At 72.3% G+C, this 24,688-nt stretch carries 25 protein-coding genes and 1 riboswitch; of the genes, 23 read left to right on the forward strand and 2 right to left on the reverse strand.

Features of this window, described 5'->3' with window-relative positions:
* The first annotated feature begins 46 nt into the window (after window positions 1-46).
* The 11 genes from KUV85_RS15460 (at window position 47) to KUV85_RS15510 (ending at window position 12,678) form a co-directional block, all read left to right on the forward strand.
* Window positions 47-1,222 carry an NADH:flavin oxidoreductase gene (locus KUV85_RS15460; RefSeq protein ID WP_237690156.1) on the forward strand — a complete coding sequence of 392 codons (1,176 nt, stop codon included), beginning with the start codon at window positions 47-49 and terminating at the stop codon, window positions 1,220-1,222.
* Window positions 1,223-1,268: 46 nt separating this feature from the next.
* Window positions 1,269-2,414, forward strand: coding sequence for a hypothetical protein (locus tag KUV85_RS15465; RefSeq protein ID WP_219960781.1), 1,146 nt, complete (start codon window positions 1,269-1,271; stop codon window positions 2,412-2,414).
* Window positions 2,411-3,241 carry an SDR family oxidoreductase gene (locus tag KUV85_RS15470; RefSeq protein WP_219960782.1) on the forward strand — a complete coding sequence of 277 codons (831 nt, stop codon included), beginning with the start codon at window positions 2,411-2,413 and terminating at the stop codon, window positions 3,239-3,241. Before KUV85_RS15465 ends, KUV85_RS15470 begins: the two co-directional genes overlap by 4 nt.
* A gap of 9 nt (window positions 3,242-3,250) precedes the next feature.
* Complete coding sequence (locus KUV85_RS15475) at window positions 3,251-4,312, forward strand: MBL fold metallo-hydrolase (protein ID WP_219960783.1); 1,062 nt, start codon at window positions 3,251-3,253, stop codon at window positions 4,310-4,312.
* A 6-nt stretch (window positions 4,313-4,318) separates the two neighbouring features.
* A riboswitch (TPP riboswitch) is annotated at window positions 4,319-4,424 on the forward strand.
* Window positions 4,414-5,469 carry a thiamine ABC transporter substrate-binding protein gene (locus KUV85_RS15480; protein WP_219960784.1) on the forward strand — a complete coding sequence of 352 codons (1,056 nt, stop codon included), beginning with the start codon at window positions 4,414-4,416 and terminating at the stop codon, window positions 5,467-5,469. (Overlaps the previous riboswitch by 11 nt.)
* A gap of 64 nt (window positions 5,470-5,533) precedes the next feature.
* On the forward strand, window positions 5,534-7,180 hold the full coding sequence (locus tag KUV85_RS15485; protein WP_219960785.1) for an ABC transporter permease: 1,647 nt from the start codon (window positions 5,534-5,536) through the stop codon (window positions 7,178-7,180).
* A complete protein-coding gene (locus KUV85_RS15490; RefSeq protein WP_219960786.1) occupies window positions 7,180-8,295 on the forward strand; it encodes an ABC transporter ATP-binding protein in 1,116 nt (371 codons plus the stop codon). Before KUV85_RS15485 ends, KUV85_RS15490 begins: the two co-directional genes overlap by 1 nt.
* A 9-nt stretch (window positions 8,296-8,304) precedes the next feature.
* Entirely contained in the window at window positions 8,305-9,456 is a 1,152-nt protein-coding gene (locus tag KUV85_RS15495) for a phosphatase PAP2 family protein (RefSeq protein ID WP_219960787.1), read from the forward strand.
* Between the two features lie 127 nt (window positions 9,457-9,583).
* Window positions 9,584-9,883 (forward strand): putative quinol monooxygenase, encoded by a 300-nt coding sequence (locus KUV85_RS15500; RefSeq protein WP_219960788.1) that lies wholly within the window; start codon window positions 9,584-9,586, stop codon window positions 9,881-9,883.
* Window positions 9,884-10,009: 126 nt separating this feature from the next.
* Entirely contained in the window at window positions 10,010-11,980 is a 1,971-nt protein-coding gene (locus tag KUV85_RS15505; RefSeq protein WP_219960789.1) for an acyl-CoA dehydrogenase, read from the forward strand.
* A complete protein-coding gene (locus KUV85_RS15510; protein ID WP_219960790.1) occupies window positions 11,980-12,678 on the forward strand; it encodes a class I SAM-dependent methyltransferase in 699 nt (232 codons plus the stop codon). Before KUV85_RS15505 ends, KUV85_RS15510 begins: the two co-directional genes overlap by 1 nt.
* Before the next feature lie 36 nt (window positions 12,679-12,714).
* Here KUV85_RS15510 and KUV85_RS15515 read toward each other — a convergent pair whose 3' ends face one another.
* Complete coding sequence (locus KUV85_RS15515) at window positions 12,715-13,206, reverse strand: inorganic diphosphatase (RefSeq protein ID WP_219962930.1); 492 nt, start codon at window positions 13,204-13,206, stop codon at window positions 12,715-12,717.
* Between the two features lie 110 nt (window positions 13,207-13,316).
* Here KUV85_RS15515 and dacB point away from each other — a divergent pair, with 110 nt between their 5' ends.
* The gene (dacB, locus tag KUV85_RS15520; RefSeq protein WP_219960791.1) at window positions 13,317-14,798 is read left to right on the forward strand and encodes a D-alanyl-D-alanine carboxypeptidase/D-alanyl-D-alanine endopeptidase; all 1,482 of its coding nucleotides are present in this window, start codon (window positions 13,317-13,319) and stop codon (window positions 14,796-14,798) included.
* Between the two features lie 21 nt (window positions 14,799-14,819).
* On the opposite strand, the gene KUV85_RS15525 is transcribed toward dacB, so the two are convergent.
* Window positions 14,820-15,692, reverse strand: a complete 873-nt coding sequence (locus KUV85_RS15525) for a DICT sensory domain-containing protein (protein WP_219960792.1) — start codon at window positions 15,690-15,692, stop codon at window positions 14,820-14,822.
* Window positions 15,693-15,765: 73 nt separating this feature from the next.
* Here KUV85_RS15525 and KUV85_RS15530 point away from each other — a divergent pair, with 73 nt between their 5' ends.
* The 11 genes from KUV85_RS15530 to KUV85_RS15580 all read left to right on the forward strand — a co-directional run bounded on the left by KUV85_RS15530 (window position 15,766) and on the right by KUV85_RS15580 (window position 24,663).
* Window positions 15,766-16,134: a hypothetical protein gene (locus KUV85_RS15530; RefSeq protein ID WP_219960793.1), complete on the forward strand. Its 369-nt coding sequence runs from the start codon at window positions 15,766-15,768 to the stop codon at window positions 16,132-16,134.
* Between the two features lie 40 nt (window positions 16,135-16,174).
* Complete coding sequence (locus tag KUV85_RS15535) at window positions 16,175-17,233, forward strand: zinc-dependent metalloprotease (RefSeq protein WP_219960794.1); 1,059 nt, start codon at window positions 16,175-16,177, stop codon at window positions 17,231-17,233.
* A 10-nt stretch (window positions 17,234-17,243) separates the two neighbouring features.
* Window positions 17,244-18,278: a tRNA lysidine(34) synthetase TilS gene (gene tilS, locus KUV85_RS15540; protein ID WP_219960795.1), complete on the forward strand. Its 1,035-nt coding sequence runs from the start codon at window positions 17,244-17,246 to the stop codon at window positions 18,276-18,278.
* Window positions 18,279-18,283: 5 nt separating this feature from the next.
* Window positions 18,284-18,835, forward strand: coding sequence for a hypoxanthine phosphoribosyltransferase (gene hpt / locus KUV85_RS15545; RefSeq protein WP_219960796.1), 552 nt, complete (start codon window positions 18,284-18,286; stop codon window positions 18,833-18,835).
* A 216-nt stretch (window positions 18,836-19,051) separates the two neighbouring features.
* Window positions 19,052-21,118, forward strand: coding sequence for an ATP-dependent zinc metalloprotease FtsH (gene ftsH / locus KUV85_RS15550; protein ID WP_237690157.1), 2,067 nt, complete (start codon window positions 19,052-19,054; stop codon window positions 21,116-21,118).
* Window positions 21,119-21,218: 100 nt separating this feature from the next.
* Window positions 21,219-21,734 carry a GTP cyclohydrolase I FolE gene (gene folE, locus KUV85_RS15555; protein WP_237690304.1) on the forward strand — a complete coding sequence of 172 codons (516 nt, stop codon included), beginning with the start codon at window positions 21,219-21,221 and terminating at the stop codon, window positions 21,732-21,734.
* 2 nt (window positions 21,735-21,736) lie between these two features.
* Complete coding sequence (folP, locus tag KUV85_RS15560; RefSeq protein ID WP_219960797.1) at window positions 21,737-22,555, forward strand: dihydropteroate synthase; 819 nt, start codon at window positions 21,737-21,739, stop codon at window positions 22,553-22,555.
* A 5-nt stretch (window positions 22,556-22,560) separates the two neighbouring features.
* Window positions 22,561-22,953, forward strand: a complete 393-nt coding sequence (gene folB / locus KUV85_RS15565; RefSeq protein WP_219960798.1) for a dihydroneopterin aldolase — start codon at window positions 22,561-22,563, stop codon at window positions 22,951-22,953.
* Window positions 22,946-23,515 (forward strand): 2-amino-4-hydroxy-6-hydroxymethyldihydropteridine diphosphokinase, encoded by a 570-nt coding sequence (folK, locus tag KUV85_RS15570; protein WP_219960799.1) that lies wholly within the window; start codon window positions 22,946-22,948, stop codon window positions 23,513-23,515. Before folB ends, folK begins: the two co-directional genes overlap by 8 nt.
* Complete coding sequence (locus KUV85_RS15575; RefSeq protein WP_219960800.1) at window positions 23,512-24,012, forward strand: DUF3180 domain-containing protein; 501 nt, start codon at window positions 23,512-23,514, stop codon at window positions 24,010-24,012. The genes folK and KUV85_RS15575 overlap by 4 nt, the downstream gene beginning before the upstream one ends.
* Window positions 24,013-24,093: 81 nt before the next feature.
* On the forward strand, window positions 24,094-24,663 hold the full coding sequence (locus KUV85_RS15580) for a hypothetical protein (RefSeq protein WP_219960801.1): 570 nt from the start codon (window positions 24,094-24,096) through the stop codon (window positions 24,661-24,663).
* Window positions 24,664-24,688 lie beyond the last annotated feature (25 nt).

Below are 24,688 nucleotides of genomic sequence, written 5' to 3' on the forward strand. Positions count from 1 at the left end.
GATGCCAACAAGGGTCCGTCGAGTGGAACGCGTTACAGTTCCGGTCGTGACCGACGTCTTCGCCGCTGCCGACCTCGGGCCGGTCCGGCTGCGCAACCGCACCGTCAAGGCGGCCACCTTCGAGGGGCGTACGCCGCACGGGCAGGTCACCGACGAGCTGATCGACTACCACCTCGCCCCGGCCCGCGGCGGCGTCGGCCTGACCACGGTCGCCTACCTCGCGGTGGCGCCCGAGGGGCGCACCCACCGCGAGGTCATCGTCGTCGGCGAGGACACCCGCGCCGGCCTCGCGCGGCTGGCCGACGCCGTCCATCAGGAGGGGGCGGCGATCGCCGGGCAGGTCGGCCATGCCGGGCCCGTGGCCAACGGCCGCTCCAACGGCGTACGCGCCGTCGCGGCGAGCCGCATGCCCAGCCCGCTGTCGATGCAGCTGGTCGGCGCCGCGACCGAGCGCGACCTGACCCGCATCACCCGTGCCTACGTGGCCGCGGCGCGGGTCCTGGTCGACGCCGGGTTCGACGTGCTCGAGCTGCACATGGCCCACAGCTACCTGTTGTCCTCCTTCCTGGCGCCGGGCCTCAACCGGCGCGCCGACCGCTGGGGAGGCCCGCTCGTGTCCCGGGCGAAGTTGGCGCGCCAGGTCGCCCGCGCCGTCCGCGAGGAGGTCGGCGACGCGGCGGCCGTCACCGCCAAGACGTCGCTGGGTGACGGGTTCCGCGGCGGTGTCACCACCGACATCGGCCTGGAGTTCGCCCAGCTGCTCGAGGCCGACGGGCACCTGGACGCCCTGCAGCTCAGCGGCGGGTCGTCGCTGATGAACCCGATGTACCTCTTCCGCGGCGAGGCGCCGGTGAACGAGTTCGCCGACGCGATGCCGCCCCTGGTCCGCTGGGGCATGCGGACGCCGGTCGGTCGCGGCTTCCTCAAGGAGTACCCCTTCGAGGAGGCCTACTTCCGCGACAAGGCCCTGCGCTTCCGCGATGCGCTGTCGATGCCGTTGATGCTGCTGGGTGGCATCAATCGGCTGGCCACGATGCAGCAGGCGATGGCCGACGGGTTCGAGTACGTCGCGATGGGCCGCGCCCTGCTGCGCGAGCCCGACCTCGTCCAGCGGCTGCGCGACGGCGCTGCGACCGAGGGCGCCTGCATCCACTGCAACCGCTGCATGCCCACGATCTACTCCGGCACCCGGTGCCCGGAATGGGTGGTCGACCCGCTGTGAGGCGCGACCCCTTCCACTGAAATAGAACGTGTTCTAGGTTGGGTCCATGTCCCAGGTGATTCCCGACCAGCCCCTCCGCGTCGTCGTGTGGTCCACCGGCACCATCGGCCGCCACGCGATCGCCGGCGTCCTGGCCCACCCCGACCTCGAGCTGGTCGGGGTGTGGACCTCCAGCGAGGCCAAGCACGGCGTCGACGTCGGCCGGCTCGCCGAGCTCGGACGCGACGTCGGGATCGCGGCGACCACCGACCGCGACGAGCTGGTCGCGCTGCGGCCCGACTGCATCGTGCACGGCGCGATGACCGACGACCGGGTCTTCGAGTCCATCGGGGACCTCACCGGGTTCCTGCGTGACGGCGTCAACGTCGTCTCCAGCGGGCCGGTCATCCTGCTGCACCGGGCCGGCACGCTGCCGCCGGAGATGATCGCCGACATCGACGCCGCCGGTCGCGACGGCAACGCCAGCCTCCATGTCAACGGCATCGACCCCGGCTTCGCCAACGACGTGCTCCCGCTGGTCATGAGCAGCCTCAGCCAGCGCATCGACCACCTCAAGGTCAGCGAGATCGCCGACTACTCCACCTACTACCAACCCGTCGTCATGCGCGACCTGTTCGGCTTCGGCCAGCCGCTGGACTTCGCGGCCATGCTCTGGGAGCCGGGCATCCTCACCACGGCCTGGGGTCCCGTCGTACGCCTCCTCGCCGACGGGCTCGGGGTGACCCTGGACGAGCCGCTCCTGGAGGAGGTCGAACGCCGTCCCGCACCGCGGGCGGTCGAGACCGCGTCGGTCGACGTCGCCGAGGGGACCATGGGCTCGGTCCGCTTCCGCGTGGTCGGCACCGTGGGCGGCGAGCCGCGGATCACCCTCGAGCACGTCACCCGCACCGACGCGACCACCGACGAGGACTGGCCGACGCCGCACGAGGGCGACGGCTGCTACCGGGTCGAGATCACCGGTGAGCCCCACATGAAGGTCGACTTCACCCACCACGGCGAACACGGCGACCACAACGTCTCCGGGATGATCGTGACCGCCCAGCGGCTGATCAACGCCGTGCCCGCCGTCGTGGCCGCCGAGCCGGGCCTGCGGACGCCGCTGGACCTGCCGCTGGTCACCGGCCGCGGCCTGGTCGCCACCGGAGTCCGGTCGACCGGCGCCGGCTCGCTGGTCGGGGACGGTGTCTGGTGAGCATCCTCGACCGCTTCACGCTCACCGACCACGTCGCCGTCGTCACCGGTGCCGGGCGCGGCATCGGCGCCGCCACCGCCGTCGCGCTCGCCGAGGCCGGCGCCGACGTCGTGCTCTCCTCGCGCACCGAGGGCCAGCTCGACGAGGTCGCCCACCGGGTCGAGGACACCGGCCGCACGGCCGTCGTCGTCCCCGCCGACCTCAGTGACACCGAGGCCGTCGCCGCCCTCGCGCAGCGCGCGTACGACGAGTTCGGCCGCCTCGACGTCGTGGTCAACAACGTCGGCGGCACCATCCCCAATGCCTTCCTCGACACCGACGTGGCCTACCTGGAGGAGTCGTTCCACTTCAACGTCTCCACCGCCCACGCGCTGACCCGGGCGGCGGTGCCGCTGATGCTGGCCTCGGCCGGCACCCCGGACGCCCCGCGCCAGAAGTCGGTCACCTCGATCTCCTCGATGATGGGGCGCTCCCCGGGCCGCGGCTACCTCGCCTACGGCACCGCGAAGGCGGCGTTGGCCCACTGGTCGCGGCTCGCCGCGACCGACCTCGCGCCGCAGGTCCGGGTCAACGGCGTCTACGTCGGCTCGGTGATGACCAGCGCGCTGGAGTTCGTGGCGGGGGTCCCCGAGACGCGGCAGCAGATGGAGGGTGCGACCCCGCTGGGCCACATCGGTGAGGCCGAGGACATCGCCGCGGCCGTCCTCTACCTCGCCTCGCCCGCGGGGAAGTACCTCACCGGCAAGATGCTCGAGGTCGACGGCGGCCTGCTGCAGCCCAACCTGGACCTGGGGCTGCCCGACCTGGAGCCCACCTCGGACTCGTAGAGTCGCGCCATGGCATCGGGAGTGAGCACGGGCGCAGCGATCTCGCCGGACTCCGGCGAGCACTGGGCCGCCGAGGGCGCCTGGCGCGTCACCGACGGGATCCACCGCATCCCGCTGCCGCTGCCGATGGACGGGCTGAAGGCGATCAACGTCTACGTCGTCGAGAGCGACGACGGGCTGACCCTCATCGACGGCGGCTGGGCCATCCCGGTCGCCCGCGAGCTGCTGGAGAAGTGCCTGGCACAGGTCGGCTACGGCTTCGGCGACATCCGCCGGTTCCTGGTCACCCACGTCCACCGCGACCACTACACGATGGCCTCGGTGCTCGGCGCGGAGTACGACGTCCCGGTGTCGCTGGGGCGCGGCGAGCAGCCGGCGCTGGACCTCCTCAACAACGCCGAGGACCTCGCGCACAGCCCCTTCATCGACGTACTGGTCAGTGCGGGGGCCCGCGACATCGCCGACCTCTGGCTCGCGGGCGAGGACGGCGAGCTGCCCGACGCCTCGCTGTGGCGCATGCCCGACGCCTGGCTGGAGGGCGACCTCACCATCGACCTCGGTCGTCGCACGGTCGATGCGGTCCACACCCCCGGTCACACGCCGGGCCACTACGTCTTCGCCGACACCGACGACGGGCTCCTCTTCGCCGGCGACCACGTGCTGCCGACCATCACCCCCTCGATCGGCTTCACCGTGCCGCCGACCGACCAGCCGCTGGGCGACTTCATGTCCTCGCTGGCGCGGGTCCGTGCCCTGCCGGACCTGCAGGTGCTGCCCGCGCACGGACCGGTCGCGCCGTCGACCCACGAGCGCGTCGACGAGCTGACCGCACACCACGAGGACCGGCTCGACCTGTGCGCCAAGGCGCTGCGCGAGCACCGCACCACCACGGCCCACGTCGTGGCGCAGGACCTGGGCTGGACCCGCCACGAGAAGGCCTACGACGAGCTCGACGTCTTCAGCCAGGGCATGGCCTCCATGGAGACCAAGGCCCACCTGGACCTGCTCGTCGCCCGCGGCGAGGCCACGCGGGCCGACCACGCCGACGGGATCCGCTACACCGCGTCCTAGACTGGGCGTGTCCGACAGGGGAGCACACCTCGTGCTGAGAGTGGGCCCGGCGCCCAGACCCTATGAACCTGCTCCGGTTAGCACCGGCGAAGGGAGTCCTCATGTTCATCCGTCCCGCAACCCGCGGCCTCGTCGCCCTCGGTGCCCTGTCGCTGGTCGCGACCGGGTGCTCGCTGAGTACCGAGGAGGGGTCGGCCTCCGGTGAGTCCGGCGGTGGCGAGGTCGTCCTGGTCACCCACGACTCCTTCAACCTGCCCGAGGAGCTGGTCGCCGCCTTCGAGGAGGACACCGGCTACGAGCTGGTGCACACCCCGGCCGGCGACGGCGGCGAGCTGACCAACAAGCTCGTCCTCACCGACTCCGAGCCGTTGGGTGACGTGGCCTTCGGCGTCGACAACACCTTCGCGTCCCGGGCGCTGGACGCTGACGTGTTCGCGCCGTACGACGCCGAGCTGCCGGCCGGCGCCGAGCAGCACACCCTGCCCGGCGACGAGGAGGGTGCGCTCGCCCCGATCGACACCGGCAACGTCTGCGTCAACGTCGACACCGCCTGGTTCGAGCAGCGCGACCGGCCGCCCCCCGAGACGCTCGACGACCTCACCGAGCCCGCCTACGAGTCGCTCTTCGTCACCCCCGGCGCCACCTCCAGCACGCCGGGCATGGCGTTCCTGCTGGCCACGATCGCCGAGTACGGCGAGGACTGGCAGCAGTACTGGCAGGACCTGCTCGCCAACGGCGCCAAGATCGTCCGCGGCTGGGAGGACGCCTACACCGTCGACTTCACCTACTCCGGTGGCAACCGGCCGATCGTGCTGTCCTATGACTCCTCGCCGGCCTTCACCGTCGCCGACGGTGAGACCAGCACCGCCGACCTGGCCTCGACCTGCTTCGGCCAGGTCGAGTACGCCGGCGTCCTGGCCGGGGCCGAGAACCCCGAGGGCGCGCAGGCGGTCATCGACTGGATGCTGAGCCAGCAGGTCCAGGAGGCGCTGCCGCCGAACATGTACGTCTACCCGGTCGCCGAGGACGCCGCGCTCCCCGAGGAGTGGGCGGAGTTCGCGCCGCCGGCGTCGCCGGAGCTGAGCCTCCCGCCGGAGGAGATCGCGGCCAACCGCAGCCAGTGGCAGCAGGAATGGACCGACATCACCACGCGATGAGCGTGGCGGTCGAGGTGCGAGGAGCGCCGGCGACGAGTCCCGGGACCACGGCATCGGTCACGCCGTGAGGCGCATCGCTGCCCTGCTGCTGCTCGCGGCCGTGCCGGTCGCGGTGCTGGGGGTCTTCTTCGCCCTGCCGGTTGCGGGCATGCTGCAGCGCGGCTTCTTCCCCGACGGCGCCTTCGACCCCGGGGCGGTCTGGGAGGTGCTGACCCGGCCGCGGACGCGGCGCGTCGTCTGGTTCACGCTGTGGACCAGCACCGCCGCCACGCTGAGCGCGGTCGTCCTGGGCCTGCCCGCGGCGTACGCGCTGTATCGGCTGCGGTTCCCGCTGCGCGGGCTGTTGCGGGCACTCATGCTGGTGCCGTTCGTGCTGCCGACGGTCGTCGTCGGCGTGGCGGTGCGGCAGCTGCTCACCGAGTCGGGGCCGCTCGGGTTCCTGGGGCTCGACGGCACGCCGGCGGCGATCGTCTTCGGCCTGGTGTTCTTCAACGTCGCGGTCATCGTGCGCACCGTCGGCGCCGCGTGGGAGGGCCTCGACCGCCGACCCGCCGAGGCCGCGGCGAGCCTCGGCGCCTCGCCCCGCCAGGTCTTCTGGTCGGTGACGCTGCCGGCGCTGCGGCCGGCGATCGTCTCGGCCGCGAGCGTGGTGTTCCTCTTCTGCGCCACGGCGTTCGGGGTGGTGCTGGTGCTCGGCGGCTCGCGCTACGCCTCGGTCGAGACCGAGATCTACCTGTTGACCACCGACCTGCTGGACCTGCCCGCCGCGGCGGCGCTCTCGATCGTGCAGCTGCTGGCCGTGGCCGTGCTGCTCGCGGTCGCGGGACGCCTGCGCCGCGTGCCCGACCCGACCGTACGCCGCGCCTTGGCCCGCCCGTCCCGCCCGACGGCGGGGGACCTTCCCGCGCTGGCCGCCACGGGTGCCGTGCTCGCCCTGGTCGCCGCGCCGCTGATCGGCCTCGTCACCGCGTCGCTGCGCCGCGACGGGGGCTGGACGCTGGTCCACTACCGCGCGCTGGGCAGCCCCGGCAGCGATGCCGGGGTCGGCTCCCTGCTGCGGGTGCCGGTGACCGAGGCGCTGGGGAACTCGCTGCGGATCGCGGCCGATGCGACGTGGATGTCGCTCACGCTCGGGGTGCTCGTGGCGGTGGTGGTGACGCGACGGTCCCGGTCGCTGGGGGAGCGCCGTGTCCGCGGCGTGCTCGACGGGCTCTTCATGCTGCCGCTGGGCGTCTCCGCGGTCACCCTGGGCTTCGGGTTCCTGATCACCCTCGACCAGCCACCGCTGGACCTGCGCTCCAGTGCGCTGCTGGTGCCGATCGCCCAGGCGCTCGTCGCGCTGCCGCTGGTGGTGCGCACGCTCGTGCCGGTGCTGGCCGGCATCGACGACCGCCAGCGGCAGGCGGCCGCCTCGCTCGGTGCCGGGGCGTGGCGGACCCTGCTGACGGTCGACGTGCCCGCGCTGTGGCGGCCGCTGCTGGCGGCGGCCGGGTTCGCGTTCGCGGTGTCCCTGGGCGAGTTCGGGGCGACGTCGTTCATCGTGCGCCCGGAGGTGCCGACGCTGCCGGTGGTGATCTTCCGGCTGATCGGCAACCCCGGGGCGCTGAACTACGGCACGGCCATGGCAGCCTCGGTGCTGCTGGCCGCCACGACGGCGGCCGTCATCCTGCTCGTGGAGCGACTCCGCGTGCCGGCGTTGGGAACCTTCTGATGTTGCGAGTCGAACGCGCCGAGGTGCGCTACGACGGCGTCCCGGCCGTGTCGGGGGTCGACCTCGAGGTGGGCGACGGCGAGGTGCTCGCGGTGCTCGGCCCGTCGGGATGCGGGAAGTCGACCCTGCTGCGGGCGGTCGCAGGCCTCGAGCCGCTCGCGGACGGACTGGTGCGGTGGGACGGTGAGGACCAGGCCGGCGTACCGGCGCACCGGCGGGGTTTCGTGCTGATGTTCCAGGACGGGCAGCTCTTCGACCACCTCGACGTGGCCGGCAACGTCGAGTACGCACTGCGGCGACGCGGCCACTCGCGGTCCGCGGCGCGGCCGCGGGTGACGGAGCTGCTGGACCTGGTCGGGCTCGCCGGCCAGGGCGATCGCCTGCCGCGGACCCTGTCCGGCGGTGAGCGGCAGCGGGTCGCGCTCGCCCGGTCGCTCGCGGCATCGCCGCGGTTGCTGCTGCTCGACGAGCCGCTCACGGCGCTCGACGCGGCGCTGCGCGCGCGGTTGGCCACCGACCTGCGCCGCATCCTCGCCGACACCACGGCGCTGCTGGTCACCCACGACCAGGCCGAGGCCTACGCACTCGCCGACCGGGTCGCGGTCATGCGGGAGGGCCGTGTCGTGCAGCAGGGCACGGTCGAGGAGGTCTGGCAGGCCCCCGCCGACGCCGAGACCGCGCTCTTCCTCGGCTACAGCCGCGTCCTCGACGGCGAGGCCGCCCGGACCCTGCTGGCAGGTCTCGACGGGCTCGACCAACGGGAGTCGCGCTCGACGCCATCGTCGGTCGAGGGACCTCCGTCGGTCGAGCCGTCCCCGTTGGTCGAGCCGTCTCCGTTGGTCGAGCCTGTCGAGACCCCCGTCGCCGTACGCCGCTCCGCGATCCGCGCCCACCCCACGGCCGACAGCGAGGTCACCGCCGTCGTCACCGCGGTCCACCCCACGCCGGACGAGCTCCACCTCACGGTCCGGTGGGACGGCGTCGGCGAGCTCGACGCGACCGGCGCCCCGACCTGGCTGCCCTCGGTGGGGGACCGCGTCGGAGTCGCCGTGCACCGGGACCGGATCGCCGTCCTGCCACCCGCCGAAGCGGACGACGCCCACGGCCCTGCCTAGAATCGGCCCGTGTACCGCCGCGCCTACAGCCTGCTCATCGGCTCCGCCGTGTGCATGTTCGGCATGGCGTTCCTGGTCTCGACCGTCTACGAGCGACCACTGGTCGAGCCGGAGGGCAAGCTGCTCGGTCCGTCGCTGACCTGGTTGCTGGAGCTGTTCGGCGCGCTGCCGACCAACACAGTGCTGTTGAGCCTCGTGCTGCTGGTCGACGTCGTCTTCCGTGCCCTGACGATCCTGCTCGCGGCGCTGCTGGCCGATCTCGTGGCGCGGTCGCTGTGGCAGTCGCGCGGCAAGTTCTCCCAGATCCAGCCGATGGCACGGGCGCGGTTCGCCAGCCACTGGACCCGGGAACGGATGACCCTGGTGGTGCTGGGCATCGTGTGCTTCTACATCACCTACGTCAGCTACCGGAACCTCAAGTCGAACCTGCCGTTCGTGCGTCCCGACCCGTCCCGCGCCCCGGGCGAGGTCAAGCCGCTGTCGTATGACCGCGAGCTGCACATCATGGACCGGGTGCTGTTCTTCGGCAACGACCCGTCCGACGTCATGCACGCCATCTTCGGCACCACGATCTCCGCGCACGTCCTCTCGCAGATCTATCTCACCTACCTGCCGCTGGTCGTGGTCCTGGTCACGGTGTGGGTCGTCTGGTCCCGCAACATCTCCTTCGGCTACTGGTTCGTGACCTCGCAGGTGGTCGGCTGGTCCCTGGGCACGCTGTCCTACTACCTGCTGCCCACGCTCGGCCCGGGCATCGAGTACCCCTCGGAGTACGCCGGTCTGGCCCACACCCCCACCACCGACCTGATGGAGGGGATCAAGGCCTCACGCGAGCAGTTCCTCTACGACAACTCCGTCGAGGGCCTGCTCAACTCCGTGGCCGGGTTCGCCAGCCTGCACGTCGCGATCACCCTGCTGTGGGCGCTGATGGTGCAGTACACGATCCGCTCCAAGGTGCTGCACTGGGTGTTCTGGGTGAACTTCGGACTCACCGTCATCGCCACGATCTACTTCGGCTGGCACTACGTCGCCGACGACGTCGCCGGCATCGCGATCGCGGTCATCGCCTTCTACCTCGGCGGGATCGCCAGCGGCCAGAAGTTCGACAAGGGCTTCCACTCCCACCCGACGACGACCACCTCCAAGGTGCCGATCGACTGAGCGCCGAGTGCCGGTCGAGAGGCAGCCCGCGGTGCCCGGGCCGCCTGCGGCCAACCGTGACGACAAAGGGCTGCGCCGTTCCGTCGTCGGTCCTACGGTGGACTCCCGACCCGAGAGGACCAGATCCATGAGCGAGATCCATGTCGTGGCCACCATCCCCATCAAGCCCGAGGCCGTCGAGGAGGCTCGCTCCGCGCTCGAGAGCCTCATCGTCGCCACCCGTCAGGAGCCGGGCGTCGTGTCCTACGACCTCTACGAGTCCGCCTCGGCGCCCAGCACCTTCGTCATGGTCGAGCGCTACCGGGACCAAGCGGCGCTGGACGAGCACATGGCCTCGCCCCACCTCGCCGCCGCATTCGCCGCGGCCGAGCCGCTGCTCGCCGGCGAGGTGGCGATCCACCCACTGCAGCCGGTGGACGTCGGCTGACCGCGCCGGTCTCCTCGCCCGGACTGCGGCAGGTGGGTGCGGTGATGGCCAGCCTCGTTCCTCGCGTGCTGAGTCCCACCTCACATCGGCTCCCACGCCGCTGGCGGCGCGACTAGTGTCGAGGGCATGGCCACCACCGAGCCCGCGACCGACGAGACCACCGTCCCCGACATCGGCATCGACGTCCCCGCGCTGACCGAGCTGCTCGACGGCGAGTACGCCGACGTGCGCCAGCGGGTGCGCAAGGTGCTCCCGGAGTACGCCTCGGTCCTGGAGGATGCCGAGACCCTGCCGCACGGCGAGTTCCGCGAGCGGGTGCTGGAGGTGGTGCGCGAGCTGGCGGACACCGGACACGTCGCGCTCGGCTTCCCCGAGGAGTACGGCGGGGGCGGCGACATCGGCGCCTCCATCGCGGCGTTCGAGACCCTCGCCTACGGCGACCTGTCGGTGTGGGTGAAGGTCGGCGTGCAGTTCGGGCTGTTCGGTGGCGCGATCCTGCAGCTGGGGACCGAGCGCCACCACGAGCGTTACCTCGAGCCGTTGATCAAGGGCGAGCTGCTGGGCTGCTTCGCCATGACCGAGACCGGTCACGGCAGCAACGTGCAGGCGCTGGGCACCACGGCCACCTACGTGCCCGAGACCGACGAGTTCGAGATCCACACCCCTGATGAGCAGTCGGGCAAGGACTACATCGGCAACGCCGCCCGCCACGGCCAGTACGCCGTGGTGTTCGCCCAGCTGCACGTCGCCGGGGAGTCCCACGGTGTCCATGCCCTCGTGGTGCCGATCCGCGACGACGCCGGGGAGGCGCTGCCCGGTGTCCGGATCGAGGACGACGGCATCAAGATGGGGCTCAACGGCGTCGACAACGGCCGCCTCTGGTTCGACCGCGTCCGCGTCCGGCGTACGGCGCTGCTCAACCAGTTCGCCGACGTCACCGAGGACGGTCGCTACACCAGCGAGATCGAGAGCGACAACAAGCGCTTCTTCACCACGCTCGGCACCCTCGTGCAGGGCCGGGTGTCGGTCGGCGCGGCCGGCGTGAGTGCGTCGAAGGTGGCGTTGACGATCGCGACCGAGTACGCCCTGCAGCGTCGTCAGTTCGAGGCGACCACCGACGACGAGGAAGAGTTGCTGCTCGACTACGGGCTGCACCAGCGCCGCCTCTTCCCGCTGCTGGCGCGCACCTATGCGCTGCACTTCGGGCAGGAGGTCCTGACCTCGCGACTGCACGAGGTCTTCTCCGGCCTGACCTCGGAGGAGAGCGAGCGCCGACAGCTGGAGTCCCGCGCGGCAGGGACGAAGGCACTGGCGACCTGGCACGCGACGCGCACCATCCAGGAGTGCCGTGAGGCGTGCGGTGGTGCCGGCTACCTCTCGGTCAACCGGTTCGCCGCGCTCAAGGCCGACACCGACGTCTTCGCCACCTTCGAGGGCGACAACCACGTGCTGCTCCAGCTCGTCGCCAAGGCGCTGCTCTCGGACTACTCCAGCGATTTCGAGGACCTGGACCAGGTCGGCATGGTGCGTTTCGTGGCGGGGCTCGCCGTCGACACCGTCCTGGAGAAGACGCGGGTGCACCAGCTGCTGGAGCGCATCAAGGACGCGTTCGGCGACGGTGACGACTGGGACCAGGCGGCCGGACTGCTGGACCCGGAGTACCACATGGCGATGTTCGTGTTCCGCGAGGAGCACCTCATCGGCAGCGCCGCTCGTCGGCTCAAGCGCGGGATCGACGCCGGCATGAACCCGGGCGAGGTCTTCTCCCGGGTGCAGCCGCACGTCATCGCCGCGGCCCGCGCCCACGTGGAGCGGATGGTGATGGAGGCCTTCATCGAGAAGACCGCCGCCCTGCCCGAGGGTGACCTCAAGGTGGGCCTGAACCTGCTGTGCGACCTGCACGCGCTGTCCTCGATCGAGGCCGACCGCGCCTGGTTCATCGAGCACGGGCGCCTCTCCAGCACCCGCTCGAAGGCGATCACCCGCGAGGTCGACGACCTGTGCCGCCGCATCCGGCCGCACGCGCTGGACTTCGTCCGCGCGTTCGACATCCCCCGCGAGATGCTGCGCGCCGACGCCCTGCTCCGGGAGGTCTGATGCTGCCGGGCCGCGGCCCGCTGAACCCGCTCACCCGCCTGCCGGGGATCGGTGGCTGGGACGAGGACCCCGCGTGGGCGTCGGTCTACGACTGGACCGTGGAGCACCCGCGCCTCGGGGGACTCCTCTGGCGGGTCGGCATCCACAGTGACCTGCGCAAGCTGTACGCCGCCACTGCAGAGATCGGTCGTCTGCCGGCGGGCAGCCGTGTCCTCGACGTCCCCTGTGGCGGTGGGGTCGGACTGCGTGGCGTCCGGCCCGGGCAGGGGATCGACTACGTCGCCGCCGACATCGCTCCGGCGATGCTGGCGCGGACCCGCCGTGCCGCCGTACGCCGCGGCGTGGCCGACCAGGTCACGACCACGGTGGCCGACGTGGCGACGTTGCCGTTCGGGGACGCCGCCTTCGACCGCGTGCTGACCCTCACCGGGCTGCACTGCTTCCCCGAGCCACGGGCCGCGATCCACGAGATGGCGCGGGTTCTGGCCCCGGGAGGAGTGCTCGCGGGCAGCGCGCTGCTCAACGACACGGGTCCGTGGCACGAGCACGTGCGCATCGGTGGGCGCCTGATCGGCGTCCTCGGTCCCGGCTGCACCGGGAGTGAGGTCGTCGACTGGCTGACCGAGGCGGGGATGCGGGACGTGACCCTGGAGCGCAGCGGCGCGATCGCCTACTTCCGCGGTGTCCGCGGCATCTGACCGGTCGGCCCCGTCGGCGCGACCGGCGTTACGGGGTCAGTGGCCGCCGTTGGCCTTGAAGCGCTCGATGGAGGCCTGGATCTCCTCCTCGGCCTCGTTGTGGCCGACCCAGTCCGCACCCTCGACGGACTTGCCGGGCTCGAGGTCCTTGTAGACCTCGAAGAAGTGCTGGATCTCGAGGCGGTCGAACTTCGCCACGTGGGCGATGTCGCGCAGGTGCTCCATGCGCGGGTCGCCCGAGGGGACGCACAGCACCTTGTCGTCGCCGCCGGCCTCGTCGGTCATGCGGAACATGCCGATGGCACGGCACTCGATGAGGCAGCCCGGGAAGGTCGGCTCCTGCAGCAGGACCATCGCGTCGAGCGGGTCGCCGTCCTGACCGAGGGTGTTCTCGATGTAGCCGTAGTCGGCGGGGTACATCGTGGAGGTGAACAGGAACCGGTCCAGGCGCATGCGCCCGGACTCGTGGTCGACCTCGTACTTGTTCCGGCTCCCCTTGGGGATCTCCACCAGTACGTCGAACTCCAGCACGTCAGCCTCCGCAATACGTGGCCCGCGGGGGGCCTTCCTCTCGGGTGTGGGCCTATCCTCGCGCACAAGGTTCCAGAACGCGCAGTCGAGGGGTGGGGGTGAGACCGATGGGCCGTGGCACGACCTCCTCCCGTCGTCCCCTCCGCTGGATCGCCGGGTTCCTGTGCGTCGTCCTCGTCGCGGCGGGCGCCGTCGCCTGGCAGTTGGGCTACGCCGAGCAGTGGTGGGAGCGCTGGCGGGGAGAGGATCCGGCCGCGACGCCGGCCGAGGTGGAGCCGCCGCCGGCGGTCGAGGTGCCGGACGTGACCACGCCGCGGTCGGTGGGGCGTCCCGCGATCGCGCGCGGCACGGTCGACGTCGATGTCGTCGACGAGATCCTCGACGACTACTTCGCCGACCCCGACGTCGGGCCGCACGCCCTGGCCGCCGTCGCGCCCCTGCGTGGCGACCTGCCCGGCCACGAGCGTGTCCGCGGCGGAGCGCGGGCGGTCCCGGCGTCCACGACGAAGGTGGTCACCTCCGCGGTCGCCCTCCGCCTGCTCGGCGGGGACCACCGCTTCACCACCCGCACCGTGCTCGAGCCGGGTGGCGGGGCGCCGCGCGTCGTCCTCGTCGGTGGCGGCGACCCGTACCTGTCCGCCGCCCGCTACCGCCCGGACCGGTCGGCGACCTTCGACTTCGGCCGGCAGAGCGTGGCCAAGCTGGCGCGACGTACGGCGGCCGAGCTGGTCGAGCGTGGCGTCACGCGCATCCGGCTCGCCCACGACGCGAGCCTGTTCGCCGGTCCCGGTGGCCACCCGACGTGGCGGGAGGACCCGCGGCTGGAGGTCGGGGGCTACCTCGAGGACGGCGTGATCGCCCCGATCAGTGCGCTGTGGATGGACCAGGGCGCCGTGCGCAACGGGTCCGGACGCGAGTCCGACCCGCCTGCCGCGGCGACGCAGTTCCTCGCCGAGCAGCTGCGCGAGCGGGGCATCGACGTCCGGCTGGTCGGGTCGGCCACCGCCGGTGCCGACGCCCAGGACCTGGTCGCGCTGCGCAGCGCGCCGCTGTCGGACATCGTCCACCGGCTGCTGGAGGTGAGCGACAACGCGGCCGCCGAGGTGCTGCTGCGCCACATCGGGCTCGCCGCGGAGGGGGAGGGCTCCTTCGCCGCCGGCGAACGCGGCGTACGCCGCACCCTGGCCAATGCCGGCATCCGCATGGGCGACAGCGTGCTCCACGACGGCAGCGGTCTCTCCCGCGACAGCCGGGTCACGCCCGCCCTGCTCATCGATGTGATCCGGTGGCTCGCCGACCCGGCCCGTCCCGAGCTGCGGCAGGTGCTGACCAGCCTGCCGGTGGCCGGCTTCACGGGGTCGTTGCGCGACCGGCTGTCCGAGGCGCCGCCGGTGGGGCTCGGCCGGGTCCGTGCCAAGACCGGCACGCTCACCGGGGTGTCCTCGCTGGCCGGCATCGTGCAGGACCGCGACGGGCGCGTGATGGCCTTCGTGCTGATGGCCGATCGCATCCCCGAGGACGAGGACCTCGCCGCGCGGCAGGCACAGGACGCGGCCGCCGCGGCGCTGGGTGGGTGTCGGTGCGGTTGACGAGCTCGCGAGCGGGACGGGTCAGGGAGCGGTGAGCCGGTCGACGTAGGAGACGACGCGGTTGAAGAGGCGCGTGACGGCCTCCGGTGAGGTCTCCCTTGCCGTGGGCTTGGCCGCCAGCTCCTCGACCAGCTGCGCCGCTCGGGCGTTGCCGGTGCCGGCCGCGGTGTGGGCGGCGACGGCGGCCGCATCGCGGACGGCGGTCGGGTCGACGGTCCACACCGCCTCGAACTCACGGTGGCGGTCCGGCACGTCGCCCTGGCCGGGCAGCTCCCAGGCGGAGAGGCAGGCGGTGCTGTCGTGGGCATCGCACACGACCGCCCACTCCCGGCGCATCGGCGCGTCCGGGGCGAGCGTGATCCGCTCCGGCCCGCCGGCCGCCTCGGTGTCCGGCCAGTCGTCGGCGAACACCACCGTCGCCCGCGCGGCACGGTTGAGCTCGGACCAACGGCCGGCGGAGGGGGCGTAGAAGTCGGCGTGCTGGAACGCGCCGAAGAGCAGCGGCCGGTCGGCGGCGGCGAAGCACTCGTCCTCGATGGCGTGCGACATCGCGATCAGCGTCGTCTTGCGCAGCGTGTGCACCGCGAGGCCGGGGTGGCGGGAGCGGAGCTCGGCGAACACCGACGGACTCTGCGGCGGCCGGCTCGCCGCGGCCTCGGCGATGGCGACCTCGAGGCGGACACCGGTCGCCCTGCGCCGCAGCACGGCGTGGATGATCGCGGCGTCCGAGGCGCGGTAGCGGCGGTGGCCGCTGTCCAGGCGCCGCGGCACGGGGAACCCGTGCCGGGCCTCCCACATCCGTAGCTGCGCAGGCTGGAGCCCTGTCCGTCGGGCGAGTTCGCCGATGGACAGTTCGGCCTCGAGGGGTTGCGCGGGGGAGCGTCGGTCCGTCATGATCTCCACAATAATCTACACAGGCTGTGGAAAGTCTTGTTGAGGTTCAGTGTCGTCGGGTCGGGAGGGTGTCATGAGCATCACGCAGCTGGGTCAGGACCAACGGCGGGAGGCCCTGCTCCGCCGGTCGCCGAAGCGGCGTACGGCGCGCAGCGTGCGTGCCGCTCGACGGCGCGACGCCGGGCTGTTGGTGCAGGCGGCGTCCGGGGACGAGGCGGCGTTCATGGCGTTCTTCGACTCCACCGTGGACGCGATCTACCGGCTGGTGCGCTGCCGTCACGAGCAGGAGGCGGCCGACCGGGTCACCTGCGACACCTACGTCGCCGCCTTCCTGCGCGCCGGCGAGCAGGCCGACTCCGGTCTCTCCCCGCTGGCGTGGCTGGCCACGCTGGTGCCCGCCGCCCACGGCCCGTACCCGACCGGCGGAGCGTGCGCCGCCTGAGGCTGCTCCGGCGCGGGGGCCCGTTGCGTAGGCTTCCCGCATGACTCACGCAGCCTCGCCCGCAGCGCCCGCGATGGTGGACTGGCAGTTCGCCAAGGGCCTGGCCGCGCGCCTCGCCGGAGACGGCCCGGAGGTCTCCCGCGCCGAGGCCGCCGCCGTCGTTGCCGAGCTGCGTGAGGACGCGAACAGGTCCACCGGCTACGTCCGTGACTTCACCGGCCTGGACGCCACCGAGGGCACCGCCCCGATCCTGGTGGTGGACCGCCCCGGCTGGATCCAGGCCAACGCCGAGGCGCTCGAGATCGCCTCCGGCCCCCTGATCGAGAAGGTCCGCGACTCCGGCGACCGGTCCGACGGTGGCGGTCTCACCACGGCGGTCGGCTCCAAGGTGACCGGTGCGGAGGTCGGCGGCCTGCTGGGCTTCCTCGCCGGCAAGGTGCTGGGCCAGTTCGACCCCTTCCACGAGCCGGCCGGACGGCTCCTGCTCGTGGCGCCCAACGTCGTCCACGTCGAGCGGCAGCTCGACGTCGACCCCCACGACTTCCGGCTGTGGGTCTGCCTGCACGAGGAGACCCACCGGGTGCAGTTCACCGCCGTGCCCTGGATGCGCGAGCACCTGTTCGGCGAGATCGCCGCCATCAGCGAGACCATCGAGCCGGCCGGGTTCCTCGACGGCGGGCTGGAGCGCATCGCCGACGCCGTCAAGGCCGGGCGCAGCGGAGCCAGCGTGGTGGAGATGTTCTCCACGCCCGCACAGCGCGAGATTCTCGACCGGGTCACCGGCATGATGTCGCTGCTGGAGGGCCACGCCGACGTGGTGATGGATGACGTGGGCCCGCAGGTCATCCCCAGCGTCGCCGAGATCCGCAAGAAGTTCACCAAGCGCCGCCAGGGTGTCGGCACCCTCGACCGGCTGCTGCGCCGCCTCCTCGGCCTGGACGCCAAGATGGCGCAGTACCGCGACGGCGCCAAGTTCGTCCGCGCCGTCGTCGACCGGGTCGGCATGGAGCAGTTCAACGCCGTGTGGGACGGCCCCGAGAACCTGCCCACCAAGGACGACCTCGCCGACCCCGACGCGTGGATCCGTCGGGTCCTCTGACCGGACCGCCGTGGCACTCCCGCCGGCCGTCGCCGCCTGCCGGCACGGCGTACGCCGCAGCGTGGCGGACCTGCCGCCGGGCCAGACCGTCCTCGTGGCCTGCTCCGGCGGGCCGGACTCGACCGCCCTGGCCGCCGCGGCTGTCCACGAGGGGCGCCGGGCAGGTCTCCGCGTCGTCGGGGTGACCGTCGACCACGGCCTGCAGGACGGCTCGGCCGCGCGCGCCGAGCAGGTCCGCGAGCAGTTGCTCGCGCTCGGGTGCGCCGAGGCGTACGCCGTGCCGGTGACGGTGGCAGCGGTCGGTGACGGCCCCGAGGGCGCTGCCCGGCGCGCCCGCTACGCGGCCCTCGACCGCCTCGCCGACGACCTCGGCGCCGCCTGCGTGCTGGTGGGGCACACCCGCGACGACCAGGCCGAGACCGTCCTGCTCGGCCTCGCGCGTGGCTCCGGGCCGCGGGCCGTCGCGGGCATGGCAGCCCAGCGCGGGCGGGTGCGGCGTCCGTTGCTCGACGTCCCGCGCGTCGACACCCTCGCCGCCTGCGCCGCCGCCGGTCTCGAGACCTGGCACGACCCGCACAACGACGACCCCGCCTTCGCCCGGGTGCGCGTACGCCGCCACCTGCTGCCGGCGCTGGAGGCGCAGCTCGGCCCCGGCGTCGCCGACGCGCTCGCACGCACGGCCGGCCTGGTGCGCGAGGACGCCGAGGCGCTCGACGCGCTGGCCCGGGCGGCGTACGACCGCCTGCAGGTCCCGGCGGGCCCGACCGCAGCGGCCGGCGCCGGTGGTCGAGCCTGTCGAGACCCCGCTGTCGGGCTCGCCGTGGCCGAGCTCCTCGAGCAGCCACGCGCCGTCGCGACCCGCGTGCTCCGGCTGGCCGCCGTCGACGCCGGCGCGATCGACGGCGAGCTGTCCCACGTGCACGTGCGCGCCCTGTGGGACCTGGCGACGGGGGAGGTCCGGGGCGAGGTGCAGCTCCCGGGCCACCTCTCGGCCCGTCGCGACGGAGGCGCGATCCGCCTCACACGCACCGATGTGCCATCCTGATCGCCATGGACGCAGCCCACGTCGACGACGACCTGGTCGAGGTGCTCTTCACCGAGAAGCAGATCCACGATCGCCTCGGTGAGCTCGCCGCCGACATCGAGCGTGACTACGACGGCAAGGACCTGCTCATCGTCGGCGTGCTGCGCGGCGCGGTCATGGTGATGGCCGACCTCGCCCGGGCGCTCGGCCGGCACGTCGAGATGGACTGGATGGCGGTGTCGTCCTACGGCTCCGGCACCAAGTCCTCCGGTGTGGTGCGGATCCTCAAGGACCTCGACACCGACATCTCCGGGCGCCACGTGCTGATCGTGGACGAGGTCATCGACACCGGCCTCACGCTGAGCTGGCTGACCTCGAACCTGAACTCGCGCAACCCGGCGAGCGTGGAGATCTGCACGCTGCTGCGCAAGCCCGAGGCCCAGCAGATGCCGGTGCAGGCGCGCTACGTCGGCTGGGACATCGGCGAGGAGTTCGTGGTCGGCTACGGCCTGGACTACCGCGAGAACTACCGCAACCTGCGCGACATCGGCACCCTGGCGCCCCACGTCTACTCCTGAGGTGTCGCCGGTCGGGCCCACCGGGGTCCGCCACGTGGCCGTGGGCGGTGCCACCGCACGAGCACGATGCACCGATCTTGTCGCCGCCTGCGACAATGGCCGTCCCGGGCGGCGTGTAGCGTCGTCCAATCAGTCAAGCCCCGGAGTCCGACTCCGGGATCGAGGTCGGCCCGGGTCCGTTGACCGACGAGGAACCCGGTAGGAGCGGAAGAGTCTGTGAAGCGCTTGTTCAGGGGCCCGTGGCTCTGGATCGTCGTCTCGGTGGTCGCCGTCCTGCTGGCCCTCGAGTTCATCGCGGGTGGCGACAGCCACCAGGAGATCACCACCTCGCAGATGGCGGAGTACATCGCCGACGGTGACGTCGACGAGATCACCTTCATCGACCAGGACCAGGTCATCGAGACCACGCTCGACGACGGCGTTCGTGACGAGGGCTCCGAGGTCAAGGCCCACTACATCGACGGCCAGCAGGAGGCGCTGCTCGCCTCGGTCGACGAGCAGATCGCCGCCGGGGAGATCGAGGAGTCCGACTCCGACAACCCGCAGCCGGGCATCTTCAGCTCGTTCCTGCTCACGCTGCTGCCGTTCGCGCTGATCATCCTGCTCTTCATCTGGCTGATGAACCGTGCCCAGGGTGGCGGCGGCGTCATGCAGTTCGGCAAGTCCAAGGCGAAGATGATCACCAAGGACATGCCCAAAACCACCTTCGGCGACGTCGCCGGGTGTGACGAGGCGATCGAGGAGCTCGGCGAGATCAAGGAGTTCCTCTCCGAGCCGGCGAAGTTCCAGGCCGTCGGCGCCAAGATCCCCAAGGGCGTGCTGCTCTACGGCCAGCCCGGCACCGGCAAGACCCTGCTGGCGCGGGCGGTCGCCGGTGAGGCGGGCGTGCCGTTCTACTCGATCTCCGGTTCGGACTTCGTGGAGATGTTCGTCGGTGTCGGTGCCTCCCGCGTGCGCGACCTGTTCGAGCAGGCCAAGGAGAACGCCCCCGCGATCGTGTTCATCGACGAGATCGACGCCGTCGGTCGCCACCGCGGCGCCGGCATGGGCGGCGGCCACGACGAGCGCGAGCAGACCCTCAACCAGCTGTTGGTGGAGATGGACGGCTTCGACGTGCGCGGCGGGGTCATCCTGATCGCGGCCACCAACCGTCCCGACGTGCTCGACCCGGCCCTGCTGCGGCCGGGCCGCTTCGATCGCCAGATCCAGGTCGACGCGCCCGACCTGGCCGGGCGCAAGCGCATCCTCGAGGTCCACGCGCGGGGCAAGCCGCTCGCCGAGGGCACCGACCTGATGTCGGTGGCGCGGCGTACGCCGGGCTTCAGCGGCGCGGACCTGGCCAACGTGCTCAACGAGGCCGCCCTGCTGTCGGCGCGCAACGGCCAGAAGCTCATCACCTCCGACGCCCTGGACGAGGCGATCGACCGGGTGATCGCGGGCCCGCAGCGGCGTACCCGCTTGATGAGCGAGAAGGAGCAGCTCATCACCGCCTACCACGAGGGCGGCCACGCGCTCGTCGCCGCGGCGCTGCCCGGCACCGACCCGGTGCACAAGGTGACGATCCTGCCGCGGGGTCGGGCACTGGGCTACACCATGGTGCTGCCCGACGAGGACAAGTACTCCCAGCACCGCTCGGAGATGCTGGACAAGCTGGCCTACATGCTCGGCGGCCGTGCCGCGGAGGAGCTGATCTTCCACGACCCGACCACGGGTGCGGGCAACGACATCGAGAAGGCCACCGGCCTGGCCCGCGCGATGGTGACGCAGTACGGCATGACAGAGCGCCTGGGTGCGATGAAGTTCGGTGAGGACAACTCCGAGCCCTTCGTCGGCCGCGACATCGGCCACGGCCGCAACTACTCCGAGGACATCGCGGCCGCGATCGACCAGGAGACCAAGAAGCTGCTGGCGACCGCCCACCAGGAGGCATTCGACATCCTGGAGGAGAACCGCGACGTCCTCGACTCGCTGGTGCTGGCGCTGCTGGACCGCGAGACGCTGGACAAGGCCGAGGTCGCCGCGATCTTCGAGCCGCTGCGCCGCCGTCCCGAGCGGCCCGCGTGGACGGGGTCGGACACCCGCACCCCCTCCAGCATCCCGCCGGTGGAGATCCCGCAGGAGATCCGCGACCGGGTGAAGGAGAGCGCGGCCGCGGTCGGGCGCCCCGACGCCCACCCCGACACCCCGACCGGGGAGCCGGAGAGCCCGTCGGTGGAGTCGGGCGAGCGTCCCGGCAGCCCGCCGGGCATGGCGCCGCCACCGCCCCCGCCGCCGGGAGGCTGACGTGGCGGACCCGATCTCCGTCCCCGACCGGGCCCCGGAGGACGTGCCCGAGTTCGACGAGGAGCGTGCGGCCGCCGCGGTCCGCGAGCTGCTCGCCGCGATGGGGGAGGATCCCGACCGTGAGGGACTGCGGGACACGCCGGCGCGGGTCGCCCGTGCCTACCGCGAGCTGACCTCGGGGCTGCGGCAGACGCCGGAGGAGGTCCTGACGACCACCTTCGACATCGGCCACGACGAGATGGTGCTGGTGCGCGACATCGAACTGTGGTCGATGTGTGAGCACCACCTGGTGCCGTTCACCGGCGTGGCCCACGTGGGCTACATCCCGGCCGAGAGCGGCAAGATCACCGGGCTGTCCAAGCTCGCCCGCCTGGTCGACGTCTACGCCAAGCGGCCCCAGGTCCAGGAGCGCCTCACCACCCAGGTCGCCGACGCGCTGATGCGCATCCTCGACGCGCGCGGCGTGATCGTGGTGGTCGAGGCCGAGCACCTGTGCATGACGATGCGCGGGGTCCGCAAGGCCGGTGCCCGCACCATCACCTCCGCCGTCCGCGGTGGCATGCACAACGCCGCGACGCGCGCCGAGGCCATGGCGCTCATCCACCGCGCGGGGTGAGCATGGGACGTCCGCTGGTGATGGGGGTCGTCAACGTCACCCCCGACTCCTTCTCCGACGGTGGTCGCTACCTGGACCCCGAGGCGGCCGTGGCGCACGGCCACGCGCTGCTGGCCCAGGGAGCCGACGTGCTCGACATCGGCGGCGAGTCGACCCGGCCGGGGGCGACCCGACCGTTGGCACGCGAGGAACTGGACCGCGTCGTCCCGGTCATCGAGGAGCTCGCCCGCGCCGGAGCGGCGGTCTCGATCGACACCATGCGCGCGGAGGTCGCCTCCGCGGCCGTCCGCGCCGGCGCCACCATCGTCAACGACGTCTCCGGCGGGCTGGCCGACCCGGAGATCCTCGACGTCGCCGCTGACACCGGCGTGACCTACGTGGCGATGCACTGGCGCGCCCACAGCGACCGGATGCAGGACTTCACCTTCTACGACGGTCCGGTGGCCACCGTCGTCGCTCGCGAGCTCGCCGACCGGGTGGCCGCGGCCAGGGAGGCCGGCATCGCGCCCGCGCAGCTCGTCCTCGATCCGGGGGTCGGCTTCGCCAAGACGCCGGAGCAGAACTGGGAGCTGCTGCGCGACCTCGCCGCCGTGGACGACCTCGGGTACCCGCTCCTGGTCGGGGCCAGCCGCAAGCGGTTCCTCGGCGAGCTGCTCGCCGGACCCGACGGCACGCCCCGCCCCGTCGACGACCGCGAGCACGCCCACGTGGCCCTGCTGGCCCTCCTCGCACGCCACGGCGTGTGGGGGGTGCGGGTGCACGACGTCCGTGCCGCCCGCGACGCGATCGCGGTGACCGAGGGGCTGGTGGGGCCGTCGTGACGGGCGTGACCGACGAGCTGGCGGTGACCGGCATCGAGTGCTTCGCCCACCACGGCGTGTTCGACCACGAGCGCCGCGACGGGCAGCGGTTCGTGATCGACCTCGTGCTGGGCTTCGACACCGGTCCGGCAGCCGCCTCGGGCGACTTGCGCGACACCGTCGACTACGGAACCCTCGTCGCCGAGGTCGTGTCAGCGGTGACTCGGGATCCGGTGGATCTCATCGAGACGGTCGCAGAGAGGGTCGCCGGTGTGTGCCTCACCAAGACTCGTGTTGAATGGGCGCGAGTGACGCTGCACAAGCCAGAAGCTCCGATCGAGGAGCCGTTCACGGACGTGGCACTGACCATCACACGGCACCGACGAGGACCTGGAGAGGGAGAGGGCCCCCATGACTGAGACCCCCAACCCGAACATCATCGACGCAGACACTCTGACCGGTGAGATGCGGCCGATCCGCCGGATCGTCGTTGCCCTGGGATCCAACCTCGGCGACCGCCTGGGCAACCTGCAGGGCGCCGTGGACTCGCTCTCGGACACCCCGGACGTCTGGCTGACCGGCGTCTCACCCGTCTACGAGTCGACCCCGGTCGACTCGCCCGCCGGTGCCGGGGACTACCTCAACGCCATCCTGCTCGCCGACACCACGCTGTCGGCCCACCGACTGCTCGACCGGGCGCTCGCCATCGAGGACGCCTACGACCGCGACCGCAGCCACGGCGTCAACGCCCCGCGCACCCTCGACATCGACCTGATCACCATCGGTGACCGCCGCAGCGAGACCGAGGAGCTCCGCCTGCCGCACCCGCAGGCCCAGGAGCGGGCCTTCGTGCTCCAGCCGTGGCTGGACCTCGAGCCCGACGCCTACTTGATCGACCGGGGCGCGGTCGCCGACCTGCTGGACAAGATCGGCACCGACGGCATCACCCGCCGCGACGACTTGGAGCTCGAGCTCGGGTGAGGGACCAGCCGGAGCCTCCCGAGGAGGACCCCGGCCCCGAGCCCGAGGGAACGCTCCACCCGCTGCCGCCGGTCGTCATCGCCGGCTGGGCGGCTGCCGGCCTGGTCGGCGGATGGGGACTGCACGTCCTCGCCGACCGGTTCGGCATGGTGGCACCGATGGTGGCGTGGGCCCAACCCCTCGGGTTGCTGCTGCTGGCCGCGCTGCTGGGAGTGACGGCGTACGCGACGCACCGCACGGTGCAGGTGGAGCGACGCCGGCTGGAGACCCACCAGGCCGTGAACCGGTTCGTCCTCGCGCGCGCGTGCGCACTGGTGACCGCCTTCGTGGGGGCGGGGTACGCCGGCTACGGGCTGAGCTGGATCGGTGACCCGGCCGCACTGGCCGAGGAGCGGATGTGGCGCTCGTTCGTCGCGGCCGGAGCCTGCGTGCTCGGCCTCGTTGCTGCGCTGGTGCTCGAGCGCGCCTGCCGGGTGCCCGACGAGGACGCCGGCTGAGGCCCGACCCGCCGATCCGGTCCTGCGACGCTCGGGCCGCAGGTCCACGATCCACCCGGTCCGATCGCCTACCGTGATGGCATGACTTCCCCTTCCTCCTCCCGCCGCCGCCAGCGGTCGACCCGCATCACGGTCGCCGCTGCCCTCGTCGTCGTGGGCGCCGCCGTCGTGCTGGCCGCCTCGCTGGCCGGCTCCCCGGCCTTCGTCCTTCTCTCCGCCGTGACCGCCGCCGTGCTCGGCGCTGCCGCCACCAAGATCATGCACAGCGAGCTGCTGGCCTCGCGCCGTGAGGCCGCCCGCGACCGCGCCCAGCAGGCGCAGGAGTACCGCGCCGAGGCCGAGGCCCGCTCTGAGGAGCACCTCGCCTACGTCGCCGAGCAGCGCGGTCAGCTGGCCCGCCGTGCGGCGACGATCCGTCGACTCGAGGGCCGGCTGACCGAGACCGCCCGCGACCTCGCCACTGCGCGCCGTGATCTCGAGGAAGCACGCACCCTGGCCGCCGAGGCCGAGGCCGAGTCGGGTCGTCTCGCCGGGCGTCTGGAGGAGGCCGAGGAGCGCTCCAGCGAGGCCATCCTGCGGGTGGCCGAGCTCGAGCAGGAGCTCGACCTGCTGCACGCCGAGTGGCGCGCCAGCTCCGCCCGGGCGGTCTGAGCCTGCTTCCACCGAACCTCCTCGA

This window comes from Nocardioides panacisoli (assembly GCF_019448235.1).
In the GTDB taxonomy this organism is placed as follows: Bacteria; Actinomycetota; Actinomycetes; order Propionibacteriales; family Nocardioidaceae; genus Nocardioides; species Nocardioides panacisoli_A.